Source organism: Microvirga antarctica (genome assembly GCF_017921815.1).
Lineage (GTDB): Bacteria > Pseudomonadota > Alphaproteobacteria > Rhizobiales > Beijerinckiaceae > Microvirga > Microvirga antarctica.
Genome location: NZ_JAGEMM010000006.1, coordinates 181,315 through 195,571, shown reverse-complemented (window position 1 = coordinate 195,571; position 14,257 = coordinate 181,315). Strand labels below are relative to the sequence as shown.

Here is a 14,257-nt window from a genome sequence, read left to right as displayed (position 1 = left end):
GCGCCCGCGGGCCCGGCCTTGCCAATTGATGTCGTTAAGAGCCTGCGCCGGCGTCGAGGACGGTGACGGCGCGGCGATTCTGCGACCAGCACGAGATGTCGTTACACACCGCGACAGGACGTTCCTTGCCGTAGGACACGACGCGGAAGCGAGACGACTGGATGCCCCGCGACACGAAATAGTCCCGCACGTTCTGAGCCCGGCGGGCGCTGAGCGAGAAGTTGTATTCGCGGGTGCCGCGCTCGTCGGCATGACCTTCGATCAGGAAGGTGTAGGTCGGGTAGCGAGACAGCCACTGCGCCTGCTTGTCGAGGGTCGCGACCGCGGTCGGGGTCAGGTCGGTCTGGTCGGTCTCGAAGAACACCCGGTCGCCGACATTGACGACGAAATCCTGGGCGCTGCCAGGCGTGGCGGCCCCGGCTCCAAAGCCTCCGGCGCCTGCGCCGGCCATTCCATCTTTATTGGACGAACACGCCGCCGCCCCGAGGGCGAGGACGATAGCAGCGGCGAACTTGACGGCGCGCAACGTCATCATGGCAATACTCCTTCACACATACACATACGTCTGCCGAACGTTGTGTCGTGTATAGCGGTGGATAGTTAAGGGAGGGTTCCGTCAACCTTGATGGAAGGTTGCCGAACAAGGTGAATCGCCCGGAGGCTAGGAATGTTCGGCTTTAAGGTTAATCGAGCGTGAATGCGGCAAAGAGGAGGCGTCGGCGGTGGGGTTTCGATGTTTCCGCCGTCAAGCGACCATATGAGAGAAGCCAATCCCGGCTTCGTGCGTTGTGAGCAGATGAACACGTCCGTTTCACCATTTCCTGCCGAAAGGCGCGTTGGTCCTCTGGTGGGCGAATCGCGCCTGGAGCGGGCCTTCGCCCGCATCGCCGACAGCGACCTGCGTCGCGGCAACGCCGTGCGAATCCTCAAGGACGCCCGGGAAAACTACCCCGCCTGGCTGTCCGCTATCGCGGCGGCCCGGGAGGTCGTCCATTTCGAGAATTTCATCATCGCCGACGACGAGACCGGTCGCGTGTTCAGCGCCGCCCTGATCGAACGGGCCGAGGCCGGCGTGACGGTCCGTGTGCTGTACGACTGGCTCGGCAGTTCGTGGCGGGCGCTCCCGCCGTTCTGGAACCGGCTGCGCAAGGCGGGCGTCGAGGTCCGGGTGTTCAACCCGCCCCGCCTCACCAACCCGTTCTGGATCCGCCGCAACCACCGCAAGCTCATCACAGTGGACGGTCACCGGGCTTTCGTTGCGGGCCTGTGCGTGTCCAACAGTTGGGAGGGAACCGACATCGTCGAGCCCTGGCGAGATACCGGTCTGGCGCTGGAAGGACCGGTCGTCGCCGATCTCGATGCCGCCTTCGCCGATAGCTGGGCGCGCGCGGGCGGCACCATCGCCCCAGGCGATCTGCGGGAGGCCAACCAGATTCCCGCATCCGGCGATGTGGCGGCCCGGGTCATCTGCGGCCAGCCCGGCATGTTCCGCACCTACCGGTTCGACCAGTTCATCGCCTCCATGGCGCAGCGCAATCTGTGGATCGCAGACGCCTATTTCGTCGCCACGACCTCTTATGTGCAGGCGCTCGGCGAGGCGGCGCGCGACGGCGTTGACGTGCGCCTGCTGGTTCCTGGGTCGAGCGACGTCCTTGCCCTCCAGCCGGTCGTACGCGCCGGCTACCGGTCGCTGGTCGAGGCCGGTATCCGCGTCTTCGAATGGAACGGCTCGATGATGCACGCCAAGACGGCCGTTGCGGACGGACGCTGGGCCCGCGTCGGCTCCACGAACCTCAACATGGCGAGCTGGGCCACCAATTGGGAACTGGATGTCGCGGTCGAGGATGCGGGCATCGCCGAGGCCATGGAGGCGATGTATCTCGAGGACCTCTCCCACGCCACCGAGATCGTCCCAGGGTCCGGCACCCGGCGTCGGCAGGCCAAGAACATGCGATCCCGGCGTCTGGGTAACCGCCGGAAACGGGGGGGCGTGCGTCGGCTCGCGGCCGGCGCTCTCGCGCTCAGCAACACGGTCGGAGGCGCGATCAATTCGCGATCGCTGACCGCCACCGAGGCGAGCAGCATTGCCATCATCGGCGCGGTCCTGCTGGGCCTTGCCACCCTCATCACCCTGTTTCCGGTGATCATCGTCTCGCCGATCGTCATCGGTTTGGTCTGGCTGGGATTGGCCCTGCTGATCCGGTCCGCGCGCCTGAGACGCAGAGTCCAGTTACGGCATCGGAAGCTCCGACTGCGCCGAAATCGCATCAAGGCCCAAGGGTCAGGTGACAAGACGGGCATGTCTTCCGCAGCGGAGTAACGGAAATTGACTGCCAAGCTCTTGCCGAGGATGTATACTTATTCCCAAGGGCGGGTGCGAACAGTTCGCGGGGGGCCCTGACAGGAGACTTTACGATGGCAGCCGGAACTTCAAATCCTTTTCCAACACTCGACAAGGCGCGCTCGATGAGCGTCCTTCTCGCCCAAAACTGGTGGGCTACTGCACTACGGGGCGTTTTCGCCATCATCTTCGGGTTGATCGCCCTCTTTCTTCCGGGCGCCACCATGCTCTCGCTGGTGCTCTTCTTCTCGGCTTACATGCTGGTCGATGGCGTGTTCGGCATCATCGCCGCCATGAAGGCCGCCTCCAACCATCAACGCTGGGGCCTTCTGGTTCTTGGCGGCCTTGTCGATATCGCCGTCGGCGTCATCGCTTTTGTATGGCCGGGCCTGACCGTCCTGTTCTTCATCTCTCTGGTGGCATTCTGGTCGCTGATCACCGGCGTTTTGATGATCATCTCAGCGTTCAAGCTGCACCCCACCTATGGGCGCGGCTGGCTGATCTTCAGCGGTGCTGTCTCCGTGATCTTCGGGATCGCGCTGCTTGTGGGCCCGCTGGTCGGCGCTGTCGTGCTGACGTGGTGGCTCGGCGCTTATGCGCTGGTCTTCGGAGTCACGCTCATCGTGCTCGCCTTCAAGCTCCGCAGCCATAAGGACGACGTGATCGCGCCGGCGGCTTCGGCAGCCTGAGGCCCGCCTTCCGACAAAGTAAAGCGGGTTTGGAGGCTCTCCAAACCCGCTCATGGGCATCGGCGACAGGCGGCGGCCGTGAGGCTTGCGCGAATCTTGCGTGATTCTTGCCTTATCCGCCGCGATTTTCGCTCAACAGCGGCGACCAGCTGGGATCGGACGCGAAGGATGGCGTCTGGATCGGCTGCTCGACCCGGCCGGTGATGTCGACCATGTAGAGCTTGCCGCCTGACTGCCCGCCCGGATCGCGGAAGAACAAGACGTATTGTCCGTTGGGCGCCCAGGTCGGGCTCTCATTGTGAAAGCCCTCGGTCAGAATGCGCTCGCCGGAACCGTCCGGCTTCATGATCCCGATCGAAAACCCGCCCGCACGCCTTTTTGTGAAGGCGATGTAATCGCCCCGCGGCGACCAGGCCGGCTGGGAATAGGAGCCGTCTCCGAAGGAGATGCGGCGCTGATTGGAGCCGTCCGCCGCCATGGCGTAGACTTGCTGCTGCCCGCCCCGGTCGCTTTCGAAGACGATCTCCCGTCCGTCGGGGGAGAAGGACGGCGACGTGTCGATGGCGGCCGTGGAGGTGAGCCGCGTGGTGGCGCGGGAATTCAGATCCATCATGAAGATGTTGGCGTTGCCGCCCTGCTGCAGGCTCATGACGATCCGGCGGCCGTCAGGCGAGAAGCGCGGCGACGAGGTCATGTCGGGGAAGTTTCCGACCACCTGACGGGCGCCCGTGTCCAGGTTGATGACCTGGACGCGCGGCTGCTGACCATCGGCCTGGGACATGTAGGTGATGTCCTGGGTGGCCGGCGAGTAGCGCGGCGTCACCACGAGGTTGTCGCCCTGGGTCAGGAAACGCACATTCGCGCCGTCCTGGTCCATGATGGCAAGACGCTTGCGGCGGTTTTCCTTGGGGCCCGACTCGTCCACGAACACCATGCGGCTATCGAAGAAGCCGCCGAACCCGGTGATCTTGGTGTAGACCGAATCCGAGATGATGTGCCCGATGCGACGCCAGAAATTCGGGTCCGTCGCATATTGCTGGCCGGTCAGCTGCTGGCCGGTCTCCACGTCCCAGAGGCGGAACTCGGCCTTCAACCGGCCCGACGGATCACGGGTCACGCGGCCGGTGACCAGCGCCTGCGCGCCAGCCAGTTTCCAGGCCTCGAAGCGGGGTGCCGCGTCGAAGGCCGGACGCTCAGGGAAGCGGGCCTTGTCGAGCGGCGCGAAATAGCCCGACCGCTGGAGGTTCTTGGTGATGATGCCGGAGACCTGCTGGCCGAGATCGCCCTCGCCGGCGAAATCCGCGATGGCGATCGGCATCGGCTGGAATTGCCCGCCCGGGCTGACCCTGAAGCTCAGCTCGGCCCTCGCCGCGGGAGCGATGACAACCATCGGGGCGACGAGAGTGAGCGCGAGGGCAAGGCGAAACAGGCGTTTGATCATGGGACTGGGTTCTCAAGCATTGGGGCTTCAGATGGTCGGGTCGAACTCGACCTTCAAGAGTTTCCAATCGGCGTATTGCGGTGCAAATTGGGCAGGAACGCGGTAGGGAGCGCAGCGGCGCACCGCCCGGAGGGCGGCATCCGCGATGGCGCGATCAGTTGAACTGGGACCGCTCTTCAGGACAAGCGGCTCCTGCGAGAGTGTGCCGTCCTGATTGAGGCGGATATCAAGCAGCGGTGCGACCACATTACCGGCCGAGGCACTAATCGGCGGCGTGAAGCAGCGTTTGAACTGCTCCTGCAGGATTCCCATCAGCGCATCGCGCTGGCTCGGGTTGAGCTTTGGCGCGTTGCCGGTCTGCGTGCCGAGGGATGCGGTCCTCTGCACCTCGGCCCCGGTGGCGCCGGTTGACTGGTTCTTCTCTTTGTTCTGCAGCAGCGTCTTGATGTCACCGAAATCAAGCTTCTTGGCGACCTCAGCCTCCTTGCGGGCCTTGGCCTCCGCGTCAGCCTTCGCCTTCGCGTCTGCGACCTTCTTCGCATCGGCCTCGGCCTTGGCCTCGGCGATCTTCTTGGCCTCGGCATCGGCCTTGGCCTTCGCGTCGGCTTCCGCTCTGGCTTTGGCTTTCGCGTCGGCCTCTGCCTTGGCCTTTGCGTCAGCCTCCGCTTTCGCCCGCGTCTCGGCAATCCTCTGGGCCACGGCTTCGGCCTCGGCCTTTTCGATCAGCTTCTTCTGCTCTTCGGCCTGCGCGTCGACCTTCGCCTCGGCGGGCTTTGCCGGCGGCGGAGGCGGGGGCGGCGCACTGGCGATGGGCTCTTCCTTCTCGGCGACCTTCATCTCCTCCGGTCGCTTCGGAGGGGCAGGCGCATCGCGCTTGTCTTCGCCGGGATCGCGCAGCTCGGTCTTGTCGGCGACGCGTTCCGCGCGGGGCTTGGGCGCCGCCAGAACTTCCTTCGCGGTCTTCTCGCCCTTGGTGATCTGTGAGAACTGATTGTCGGTCAGGACTTCGACCGCGATGCCTTCCTGCGCGTCGGGGAACTTGGCGACGCTGGAGATCGTAAACAAAGCTGCGCCGAGGATCGCCACATGGGCTGCCCCCGAGATCCAGAATCCCGGCTCCGACGTGTTGAATTTGAGCTTCAACGCCACGCTCTGATCCCGCCCCTGTCTGCTCAGCGCTGATCGGGCTCGGTCACGAGCGCGACGCGCTTGTAACCGGCGGCGGTGACGATCGACATGATCTGCGCGACCCGGCCGTAATCGACCTTCTTGTCGCCGCGCACGAAGATGCGCTCGTCAAAACCCTGCTTGGCGGCCTCGGCCAGCTTGCCGACGATGGCCTCGTCCTTGAGTTCGGCCTCGGCCAGGAAAACCTGTCCGGTCGAGCGGATCGACAGGGTCACGGGCTTGGAATCCATGTTCAGGGGCGCGGCCTTGGTCTGCGGCAGATCGAGGGGCACACCGACACTCATCATGGGAGCCGCCACCATGAAAATGATGAGCAGCACCAGCATCACGTCGATGAACGGCGTCATGTTGATTTCGTTGATCGCGCCGCCGCGCCGCGCACGTCTGCGGCGTCGTCCGCTTCCGGCTGAACCTGCTGCCATGGCCATTGTCGGTCTCCCTTACGCCGCGTGCGCGATGCGCTCGTCGATCTGGCGCGAGAGGATGGCCGAGAACTCGTCGGCGAAGCCTTCGAGACGCGATTGCAGCTTGCCGACCTCGGATTGCAATTTGTTGTAGGCGATGACCGCCGGAATCGCCGCGAACAGGCCGATGGCCGTGGCAAACAAAGCCTCGGCGATGCCGGGCGCCACGACCGCCAGGCTGGTATTGCTGGAGGCCGCAATCGACGTGAACGAGTTCATGATGCCCACCACGGTGCCGAACAGACCGATATAGGGACCGGCCGAACCGATGGAGGCCAGGATCATCAGCTTCGAATCGAGCCGTTCGACCTCGCGCTGGATGGTGACGTCCAGAACTTTATCGATGCGCTGGCCGAGGCTCTGGAACGTCCGGCTCGATCCCTCGAACGAGCGCTTCCACTCGCGCATGGCGGCGACGAACACCGCCGAAAGGCCGGTGGCGGGACGGTTCTGCAGGGAGCGGAACAATTCCTCGAGGGATTGTCCCGACCAGAACACTTCCTCGAACCTGTCCATGGCGCGCTTCGTGCGGGTGTAGAGCAGCGTCTTGTCGACGATGACCGCCCACGACCAGACCGACGCGCCGAGCAATCCCACGATCACCAGCTTGACAGTGAAGTGGGCCTGCCAGAACAGGCCGAACAGGGACAAGTCGTGCACCACAGGGGCAGCCTGGGCCACATCAACCGGATTCATCGTCAAGACCTCGCGTTGACAAGGGGTCCCGAGGACCGGGATCCGCCGCGTTCGTAGAAGAGTTTGTTTTTTGGCGTATCCCGCTCGTTCGCGCTACAATCTGTCAAAAGTATGAGCGCGCGGGCCGGACGACGAAACTCACCCTCTCCGTCACCTGTTAAGCACAGAGTAAGGTTAAGGCTTGGTTTAAGCGCTTCGCCTGGGGGGGGTGATCACCCGGATGTGAGCATCGCGGGCCACCTTTCAGGCCTGCCCGGACGCCCGCGCCTCGTCGAGTACCCAGTCCCGGAACGCTGCAATGGAGGGCCTCTCGGCCGTCGCCTCCGGACACACCACGTAATACTGATAGGCGCCTTTCACCTCGTGGGGGAACGGGCGCACCAGCCGGCCCGCCTCCAGGTAGTCGCCGATGAGCACCGTGGTGGCGAGCGCCACCCCCTGGCCTGCCGCCGCCCCCTGCAGGCTCAGGAAGGTATGCGGGAAGGCCGGTCCGCGCGACGTGTCGATTCCCTCGACGCCGATGGCCGCCAGCCATTTCTCCCAGGTGGTGTAGTCCGGCACCGCATCTACGATCTCGTGCAGCAGGGTGTGATGCCGCAGGTCCGCGGGCTCCCGCAGGGGCCGCTGCGGATCGTTGAGCAGCGCTGCGCTGCAGACCGCAAAGAAAGTCTCCTCCATCAGGAGATCGGTGCGCATGCCCGGATAAGTCCCGCGCCCGAACCGGATAGCCACATCCACGTCCTCGCGGGCGAAATCCGTCCGCCCGGGCGCCACGGAAACCCGCACATCGAGGTCGGGGCACCGCTCGCGCAGGCGGCCGAGCCGCGGAATCAGCCAGCCCGAGGCAAAGCTCGGCACGGTGGCCACCGTCAGTGTCCGTGGGGTCTCAGGCTTCAGCGCCCGCGCTGTCGCCTCGTCGAGCTGGTCGAGCACGTCCGACAGGGACGCAGCGTAACGCTCGCCCACCGGGGTCAGCGTCACGCCCTTGCTGGGAAGCCGCACGAACAGCGACAGCCCCAGCCACGCCTCCAGCGACCTGATCTGCTGGCCGACGGCGCTGGCGGTGACGGCCAGCTCATCGCCCGCCTTCTCGAAGCTGAGATGACGGGAGGCGGCTTCGAAAGCCCGGATGGATTTGAGCGGCGGAAGGCGGCGGCGGGACATGGAGTGGCCAAGTTTTCCTTGGGCGGAAGCGGAGGTCTTCGCGTTTGCTTCTAGGTCTGTGCGGCAGCACTGTACTCCCATAGAGACGCAATCGGAAGAGGCCCGCCATGGTCACCGCCACTGCCACAGTAAATCTTCGCACGTCAGCCATTACCCGCCGGGCACAGCCTTGGCACCTGACGCTCCTCCTGCGCATCGAGTCGTGGCTCGACCGACGCGCCGGGCGCAATGCCCTCTACACGATGGACGAGCGCGGACTGCACGATATCGGCCTGACCTCGGCGGACGTGATCGGCGCCGATCGGCGTGAGGGCTGGCAGGATCACCTGATCGGTCAGACGCGCCGCCGCTAAAGACTTGGCAAGCCTGACGAGAGGGCGGCCCTCAGCCGGTCCGGAATACGGACGGCCCGTCCGCCCCTCACCGCCGCGACCGTGACGTCGGCGGTCAGCAGCACCTCGTAGCCGCGGCGCACCTCCTGCGACAGGGTCATGGACGCGCCGCGCATCTCCTTCGGCCGGGTGACAATGGTGAGGATGTCATCCATCACAGCCGCGCCGATGAACTCAATCGCCATGCGCCGCACCACGAAGGCAAGGCCGCCCATCTCCGCATGCAGCTCGGATTGCGCCACCTCCACGGCCCGCAGCAACTCCGTCCGCCCCCGCTCGAGGAACCGTAAGTAGCTCGCGTGGTAGACCCGGGCCGAAAAATCGGTGTCCTCATAATAGACCCGGATCGGCAGGACGTGGGTGTCGCCGACGAGACGGCCGGACAGATGGGCGAAGCTCTCTTCCTGTGGGACGGACCGATCCTGCGTCTTGCTGGCCTCCGGGCCTCCCTCACGCATCGTCATCTCCGGCAAACAGCCCGAACTGCGCCGCCTCGCGGCTCGGCTCGGCAAGGCCGAGATGGCGGAAGGCGTGGGGCGTCAGCATGCGGCCGCGCGGCGTGCGCTGCACGAAGCCCTTCTGGATCAAATAGGGTTCGATGATGTCCTCGATGGCGTCGCGCGGCTCGGAGAGCGCGGCCGCGATGGTCTCGATGCCCACCGGACCGCCGCCGAAGGATTGGGCGATCATCGTCAGGTATTTCCGGTCCATCTGGTCGAGGCCGATCGGGTCCACGTCGAGCAGGCGCAACGCGCCGTCGGCCAGTTCGCGCGTGATCGTCTCGACCCCGTCCACGATCGCAAAATCCCGGACTCGGCGCAGCAGCCGCCCAGCAATGCGGGGCGTGCCGCGGGCGCGCCGCGCGATCTCGTTGGCGCCGTCGGCGCTCATGCCCATGCCCATCACCCGCGCACCGCGCCGGACGATCAGCTCCAGCTCGTCGACGGTGTAGAATTCGAGCCGGATCGGGATGCCGAAGCGGTCGCGGAGCGGCGTGGTGAGCAGGCCGGCGCGGGTCGTTGCCCCCACCAGGGTGAATTTCGGCAGCTCGATCTTGACCGAGCGGGCGGCCGGCCCCTCGCCGATGATCAGGTCGAGCTGGTAATCCTCCATGGCCGGATAGAGGATTTCCTCGACAGCCGGATTGAGACGATGGATCTCGTCGATGAAGAGCACGTCACGCTCTTCGAGATTGGTCAGCTGCGCCGCCAGATCGCCGGCCTTCGCGATGACCGGCCCCGAGGTCGAGCGGAAATTCACACCGAGTTCCCGCGCCACGATCTGCGCCAGGGTGGTCTTGCCGAGGCCCGGGGGGCCAACGAAAAGCACATGGTCGAGCGCTTCCCCCCTGGATTTGGCAGCATTGATGAAGACCTGCAGATTGGCCCTTGCGGCCTTCTGGCCCGTGAAGTCGACAAGCGTCAGCGGACGCAGCGACAGGTCGGTGTCGTCCTCGCGCTTCTCGGGGGTCAGCAGGCGGGAATCGGTCAACGGAACTCTGCCCTCTCAAAGGCTTCGTATAGACGAAGCGGTGCTAGCGCGCCAACTCCCGCAGACCCAGCCGGATCAACGTCTTGGCCTCCGGTTCGTCGCCTGCGGTCTTCAAGGCGGCGGCGATCGCAGCGGAGGCCTGCGCCTGGGGATAGCCGAGATTGACGAGCGCCGAGATGGCGTCGGCGACCGGCAACGGCGCGGTCTTGTCGTCGAGGGAGCCCGACAGGCGGATCAGCGCGGGATCCACGCTCGAGAAGGCCGGCGCCTTGTCCTTCAGCTCCAGCACGATGCGCTGCGCAAGCTTGGGTCCGACGCCGGGCCCCCGCGCCACCGAGGCCTTGTCGCCGGTGGCGATGGCGGTGCCGAGCGTGCCGATATCGAGAACGGACAGGATGCCCAGCGCGACCTTCGCGCCGACCCCCTGCACGCTTTGCAGCAGCTTGAACCATTCCCGCTCCGCGTCGGAGCGGAAGCCGAACAACCGGATCATGTCCTCGCGCACATGGGTTTCGATGGAGAGCGAGGCGGCCTCTCCCACCGGAGGCAGGTTCTGCAAGGTGCGCGATGAGCAATGGACCACGTAGCCGACGCCCTGGACGTCGAGGATCACGAAGTCGTCGCCATAGGCATCGATGATGCCCTTGAGTTTGCCGATCACCTGCTTCTCCGCCGCCCGCGCCCGTGATTCCCCAGCGCAAATGCCCCTGTAACACTAAAGCCGATCACGGTCCGATGAAATCAAGACGCCGGCTTTCTCTTGTGGGGCCGTCCTGTCTTCACGCGCACCCGGCATCCCCTTGGCTCAAAGACACGCTAGTAGCTGGCGGCCAAGGCCCGGGCCTTGCGCTGGTGGGCGTGGCAGATGGCGATGGCCAGCGCATCGGCCGCGTCGGCCTTCTTGGGGTCGGCCTTGGGGAGCAGGATCTTGACCATCGCCAGGACCTGGTTCTTGTCCGCATGGCCCACCCCCACCACCGTCTTTTTCACCTGATTGGCGCCGTATTCGGCGACCGGCAGGCTGTGGAGGGCGGGAACGAGCAGCGACATGGCGCGGGCCTGGCCGAGTTTGAGGGTCGCCTGCGCGTCCTTGTTGACGAAGGTTTCCTCGACCGCGACCTCATCGGGCGTCCAGGTGGCCACCACGGTGGTGAGCCGGTCGTAGAGCTGCTTGAGCCGCAGGGCGAGGTCGAGTTCCGCGTCCGAGGTGACGACCCCGCAGGCCACGAAGGACAGCCGCGATCCCTCGATGGTGATGATGCCCCAGCCGGTGTTGCGCAGGCCGGGATCGAGACCGAGGATCCGGACGGGGCCGCTCACGCGGCATGCCCTTTGGTCACTCGGACATCTTCTTCATCAGCGCGTCGGAAAGTTCGAAATTGCCGTAGACGTTCTGGACGTCGTCGTGCTCCTCGAGGGTCTCCATCAGCCGCATCAGCTTCTCGCCCGCCTCGTCGTCCACGAGAAGGGGTGTCTGGGGCTTCCAGACCAGCTTGGAGGCCTTCGGGTCGCCGAATTTTTCCTCAAGCGCCTTGCTGACCTCGTTCAGCGCGTCGTTGGCGCAGTAGATCTCATGCCCGTCCTCGGACGACACCACATCGTCGGCGCCCGCATCGATGGCGGCCTCCAACATCGTATCGGCGTCGGCGACGTCCGGGCCGAATTCCACGAGGCCGACATGGTCGAACATGAACGACACCGCGCCCGTCTCGGCCAGATTGCCGCCGCTCTTGGTGAAGTAGGAGCGGATGTCGGAGGCCGTCCGGTTGCGGTTGTCGGTCATCGCCTCGATGATCAGCGCCACGCCCCCGGGGCCATAGCCCTCGTAGCGAATCTCGTCGTAGTTATCGCCCTCGCCGCCCACCGCCTTGTTGATGGCGCGCTGGATGTTGTCCTTGGGCATGTTCTCGGCCCGCGCGGCCAGAATCGCGGAGCGCAGGCGCGGGTTCATGGCCGGGTCGGGCATTCCCATCTTGGCCGCGACGGTGACCTCGCGAGCGAGTTTGGAAAACACCTTCGAGCGCACGGCATCCACGCGCCCCTTGCGGTGCATGATGTTCTTGAACTGGGAATGTCCGGCCATGGGGCCTCCGGAGAAACGGCCGAGGGCTCCCGTTGTGCGGAAACCCGTCAGGCCGTGGCTGTTGACGATCTCGGGCTTATAAAACGCCGTTGCGCCCGACGCAAAGCCCCTGTCAGAACCAGCTGGTGATCGCCGCGTGAATCAGGTGGTAGGAGGCGCCCAGCACCGTGATTGTATAGGCAATGCCCGCCAGACCGATGAGATAGCCCCCGAGCAGCAGGTAGCCATCCTCCTCCATGACCGCGATCGAGGCGATGACCAGGGCGATCGAGGGCGGGAAATTGGTCCCCGGGAAGGGAATCAGCACGCACAGGGCCACCAGGACGGCAAAGAGACCGACCATCCGGTCGCCAAATGGCCCGAACAAGGCAGGAAGCCGTGGCTTGCACCAGCTCTCGAGCTTCTGGAGCTTCGGTTCGGCGAGATCGATCAGCCGTTTGAATTTGGACAGGGACACCGTCCGCCGCTTGATGAAGCCCGGCAGCCACGGGTGCTTGTGGCCGAGCAGCATCTGAATCCCGAAGATCAGCACCGGGGTCCCGACGATGCCGGCGATCCCCGGCGGGGCCGGCACGCAATTGGGCAGGCTGAACAGGATCAGCACGAAACCGAAGGCGCGCTCGCCGAAGGCGTCGATGATGGCCCCGATCGAGATCGACTCCCCCTCGGCGTCGTCGATCACCGAGCGCAGGACGGCGGATGCGCTCCGATGGTCACCGGCATCCGCCTGAAAGGGGTTTTGCTTCCTTACCGGAAGAGTCTCGTCGATTTTCGCGTCCACTGGGGCCTCCGTCCGCAACAGATGGGCATCCATTGTGGCGAGCCAAGGGAGACAATGCGAAAGCCCGCGTTTTCGTTAGCGCGCCGATGGTCAGGCCAGGTCCCAGAATCGCGGCCAGGTTTCTTCCAGGTGCGGACCGAGTCGCAGGGCTGCGACCCGCAGGGCGAGGCCCGTGCGGTCGTCGGTTTCGACCGCGATGCCCGACAGGGTGCCTTCGCCGAGCGCCGGCTCCATGCGCGGGCCCGGTGTCTTCTGCAGGAAGCGGCGGATCGATTCCTCCTTCTGCATGCCAAGGATCGAATCGTAATCGCCGCACATTCCCGCATCCGACAGATAGGCGGTTCCGCCGGGCAGGATGCGATGATCGGCGGTCGGCACGTGGGTATGGGTGCCCACCACCAGGGAGGCGCGGCCATCGAGGTGGTAGCCCATGGCCTCCTTCTCGCTGGAGGCCTCGGCGTGCATGTCCACGATCACCGCGTCGGCCACTTGGGCCAGCGGACAGGCATCCAGTTCGCGGTCGGCAGCCGTGAAAGGATCGTCGAGGGCGTCCATGTAGACCCGGCCCATGACGTTGACGACCAGCACCCGGTGGCCCGAGCGGGTATCGATGAGCGTACCGCCGCGTCCCGGTGTGCCTGGTGGAAAATTCGCCGGACGCAGCAGCCGGGTCTGGCGTTCGATGAAGACGAGGACCTCGCGCTGGTCCCAGCTGTGATTGCCCAGCGTCACCGCATCGGCGCCGGCATTCAAAAGGTCGTCGCAGATCGCCTCGGTAATGCCGAAGCCGCCGGCGGCGTTTTCGCCGTTGATGACCACGCAATCGAGGTTCCAGCGGTCCCGCAGCCCCGGCAGGCGATCGACCACCGCATTGCGGCCCGCGCGTCCGACCACATCGCCGAGGAAGAGAAGACGCATGGCAATTCCTTTGGCGGCGGCCCTTAGGGGTTCGCCCTGATCAGTTCGGTTTCGGTGACGATGAGATCGAGCCGCCGGTCGTGGGATTCGACCGGCACCCGCTCGATCTCCTGATCCGCATAGGCCAGGCCGATCGTCAAGACGGGATGGTGTTTTTCCAGCGTCGCGATGGCGCGGTCGAAATGGCCCTTCCCGTAGCCGATCCGTCCGCCGGCGCGGTCAAAGGCCGCCAACGGCACGAGAAGGGCCTTAGGGAACACCTCCGGCGCGTCGGGTCCGGGCTCACGCACGCCGAATCCGCTCTTGACCAGCGGATCGCCGGGCCGCCAGAGACGGAAACTGAGATGGGGGTGGATAATCCGGGACAGGGCCACGTCCTGCCCGCGGGCGACGAGGCCCTCGATCAGGGCGCGCGGATCGACCTCGCTGCGAATCGGCCAGTAGCAGCCGACCGGCCCGGAACGGGCCAATTCGGGCAGAGACAGGGTGCGCTCGCAGATGAGATGGGACGCGTTGGCTCGCACATCCCGGCCAATCCCATCGCGGCGGGCAAGCGCCTGCTGGCGGAGCGTTTCCTTGAGGTCGGCAAGAGACGGAGAGGAGGTCATG

Annotated in this window: 17 protein-coding genes; 3 read left to right on the top strand and 14 right to left on the bottom strand. The window is 65.3% G+C overall.

The window, feature by feature from the left end; genetic code table 11:
- Positions 1 to 34: 34 nt before the first annotated feature.
- Positions 35 to 535 (bottom strand): peptidoglycan-associated lipoprotein Pal, encoded by a 501-nt coding sequence (gene pal / locus J4G32_RS17500; RefSeq protein WP_210496798.1) that lies wholly within the window; start codon positions 533 to 535, stop codon positions 35 to 37.
- Between the two features lie 312 nt (positions 536 to 847).
- Between pal and J4G32_RS17495 the strand changes: the two genes are divergently transcribed.
- Positions 848 to 2,320 carry a phospholipase D-like domain-containing protein gene (locus J4G32_RS17495; protein ID WP_343232673.1) on the top strand — a complete coding sequence of 491 codons (1,473 nt, stop codon included), beginning with the start codon at positions 848 to 850 and terminating at the stop codon, positions 2,318 to 2,320.
- Positions 2,321 to 2,466: 146 nt separating this feature from the next.
- Positions 2,467 to 3,030: an HdeD family acid-resistance protein gene (locus J4G32_RS17490; protein ID WP_343232672.1), complete on the top strand. Its 564-nt coding sequence runs from the start codon at positions 2,467 to 2,469 to the stop codon at positions 3,028 to 3,030.
- A 112-nt stretch (positions 3,031 to 3,142) separates the two neighbouring features.
- On the opposite strand, the gene tolB is transcribed toward J4G32_RS17490, so the two are convergent.
- The 5 genes from tolB to gcvA all read right to left on the bottom strand — a co-directional run bounded on the left by tolB (position 3,143) and on the right by gcvA (position 7,983).
- Entirely contained in the window at positions 3,143 to 4,471 is a 1,329-nt protein-coding gene (gene tolB / locus J4G32_RS17485; RefSeq protein ID WP_210496795.1) for a Tol-Pal system beta propeller repeat protein TolB, read from the bottom strand.
- 27 nt (positions 4,472 to 4,498) lie between these two features.
- Positions 4,499 to 5,620, bottom strand: a complete 1,122-nt coding sequence (gene tolA / locus J4G32_RS17480; protein WP_425515529.1) for a cell envelope integrity protein TolA — start codon at positions 5,618 to 5,620, stop codon at positions 4,499 to 4,501.
- Between the two features lie 23 nt (positions 5,621 to 5,643).
- Entirely contained in the window at positions 5,644 to 6,087 is a 444-nt protein-coding gene (locus J4G32_RS17475; RefSeq protein ID WP_210496794.1) for an ExbD/TolR family protein, read from the bottom strand.
- A 12-nt stretch (positions 6,088 to 6,099) separates the two neighbouring features.
- Complete coding sequence (tolQ, locus tag J4G32_RS17470; protein WP_210496793.1) at positions 6,100 to 6,819, bottom strand: protein TolQ; 720 nt, start codon at positions 6,817 to 6,819, stop codon at positions 6,100 to 6,102.
- A gap of 243 nt (positions 6,820 to 7,062) precedes the next feature.
- Entirely contained in the window at positions 7,063 to 7,983 is a 921-nt protein-coding gene (gene gcvA, locus J4G32_RS17465; RefSeq protein WP_210496792.1) for a transcriptional regulator GcvA, read from the bottom strand.
- Positions 7,984 to 8,090: 107 nt separating this feature from the next.
- Here gcvA and J4G32_RS17460 point away from each other — a divergent pair, with 107 nt between their 5' ends.
- Positions 8,091 to 8,336 carry a YjiS-like domain-containing protein gene (locus J4G32_RS17460; protein ID WP_210496791.1) on the top strand — a complete coding sequence of 82 codons (246 nt, stop codon included), beginning with the start codon at positions 8,091 to 8,093 and terminating at the stop codon, positions 8,334 to 8,336.
- Here J4G32_RS17460 and ybgC read toward each other — a convergent pair.
- From ybgC to J4G32_RS17420, 8 genes are all read right to left on the bottom strand, one after another.
- Positions 8,333 to 8,833 (bottom strand): tol-pal system-associated acyl-CoA thioesterase, encoded by a 501-nt coding sequence (gene ybgC, locus J4G32_RS17455; protein WP_210496790.1) that lies wholly within the window; start codon positions 8,831 to 8,833, stop codon positions 8,333 to 8,335. The two genes, J4G32_RS17460 and ybgC, sit on opposite strands and share 4 nt — an antisense overlap.
- Complete coding sequence (gene ruvB / locus J4G32_RS17450) at positions 8,826 to 9,866, bottom strand: Holliday junction branch migration DNA helicase RuvB (RefSeq protein WP_210496789.1); 1,041 nt, start codon at positions 9,864 to 9,866, stop codon at positions 8,826 to 8,828. Before ruvB ends, ybgC begins: the two co-directional genes overlap by 8 nt.
- 43 nt (positions 9,867 to 9,909) lie before the next feature.
- Positions 9,910 to 10,527 (bottom strand): Holliday junction branch migration protein RuvA, encoded by a 618-nt coding sequence (ruvA, locus tag J4G32_RS17445; RefSeq protein WP_210496788.1) that lies wholly within the window; start codon positions 10,525 to 10,527, stop codon positions 9,910 to 9,912.
- A gap of 155 nt (positions 10,528 to 10,682) precedes the next feature.
- Positions 10,683 to 11,186, bottom strand: a complete 504-nt coding sequence (gene ruvC / locus J4G32_RS17440; protein WP_210496787.1) for a crossover junction endodeoxyribonuclease RuvC — start codon at positions 11,184 to 11,186, stop codon at positions 10,683 to 10,685.
- A gap of 16 nt (positions 11,187 to 11,202) precedes the next feature.
- Complete coding sequence (locus tag J4G32_RS17435; RefSeq protein WP_210496786.1) at positions 11,203 to 11,949, bottom strand: YebC/PmpR family DNA-binding transcriptional regulator; 747 nt, start codon at positions 11,947 to 11,949, stop codon at positions 11,203 to 11,205.
- 112 nt (positions 11,950 to 12,061) lie between these two features.
- Complete coding sequence (locus tag J4G32_RS17430; RefSeq protein ID WP_210496785.1) at positions 12,062 to 12,730, bottom strand: exopolysaccharide biosynthesis protein; 669 nt, start codon at positions 12,728 to 12,730, stop codon at positions 12,062 to 12,064.
- 90 nt (positions 12,731 to 12,820) lie between these two features.
- On the bottom strand, positions 12,821 to 13,648 hold the full coding sequence (locus tag J4G32_RS17425) for a TIGR00282 family metallophosphoesterase (protein WP_210496784.1): 828 nt from the start codon (positions 13,646 to 13,648) through the stop codon (positions 12,821 to 12,823).
- A gap of 23 nt (positions 13,649 to 13,671) precedes the next feature.
- Complete coding sequence (locus J4G32_RS17420) at positions 13,672 to 14,256, bottom strand: 5-formyltetrahydrofolate cyclo-ligase (RefSeq protein WP_210496783.1); 585 nt, start codon at positions 14,254 to 14,256, stop codon at positions 13,672 to 13,674.
- Position 14,257: the final 1 nt, after the last annotated feature.

Coding starts and splice junctions, on each gene's coding strand:
- tolB (WP_210496795.1), bottom strand. CDS start 4,471: ATGATCAAACGCCTGTTTCGCCTTGCCCTCGCGCTCACTCTCGTCGCC.
- J4G32_RS17420 (WP_210496783.1), bottom strand. CDS start 14,256: ATGACCTCCTCTCCGTCTCTTGCCGACCTCAAGGAAACGCTCCGCCAG.
- J4G32_RS17435 (WP_210496786.1), bottom strand. CDS start 11,949: ATGGCCGGACATTCCCAGTTCAAGAACATCATGCACCGCAAGGGGCGC.
- J4G32_RS17425 (WP_210496784.1), bottom strand. CDS start 13,648: ATGCGTCTTCTCTTCCTCGGCGATGTGGTCGGACGCGCGGGCCGCAAT.
- J4G32_RS17490 (WP_343232672.1), top strand. CDS start 2,467: ATGAGCGTCCTTCTCGCCCAAAACTGGTGGGCTACTGCACTACGGGGC.
- pal (WP_210496798.1), bottom strand. CDS start 535: ATGATGACGTTGCGCGCCGTCAAGTTCGCCGCTGCTATCGTCCTCGCC.
- gcvA (WP_210496792.1), bottom strand. CDS start 7,983: ATGTCCCGCCGCCGCCTTCCGCCGCTCAAATCCATCCGGGCTTTCGAA.
- ybgC (WP_210496790.1), bottom strand. CDS start 8,833: ATGCGTGAGGGAGGCCCGGAGGCCAGCAAGACGCAGGATCGGTCCGTC.
- tolQ (WP_210496793.1), bottom strand. CDS start 6,819: ATGAATCCGGTTGATGTGGCCCAGGCTGCCCCTGTGGTGCACGACTTG.
- J4G32_RS17475 (WP_210496794.1), bottom strand. CDS start 6,087: ATGGCCATGGCAGCAGGTTCAGCCGGAAGCGGACGACGCCGCAGACGT.
- J4G32_RS17460 (WP_210496791.1), top strand. CDS start 8,091: ATGGTCACCGCCACTGCCACAGTAAATCTTCGCACGTCAGCCATTACC.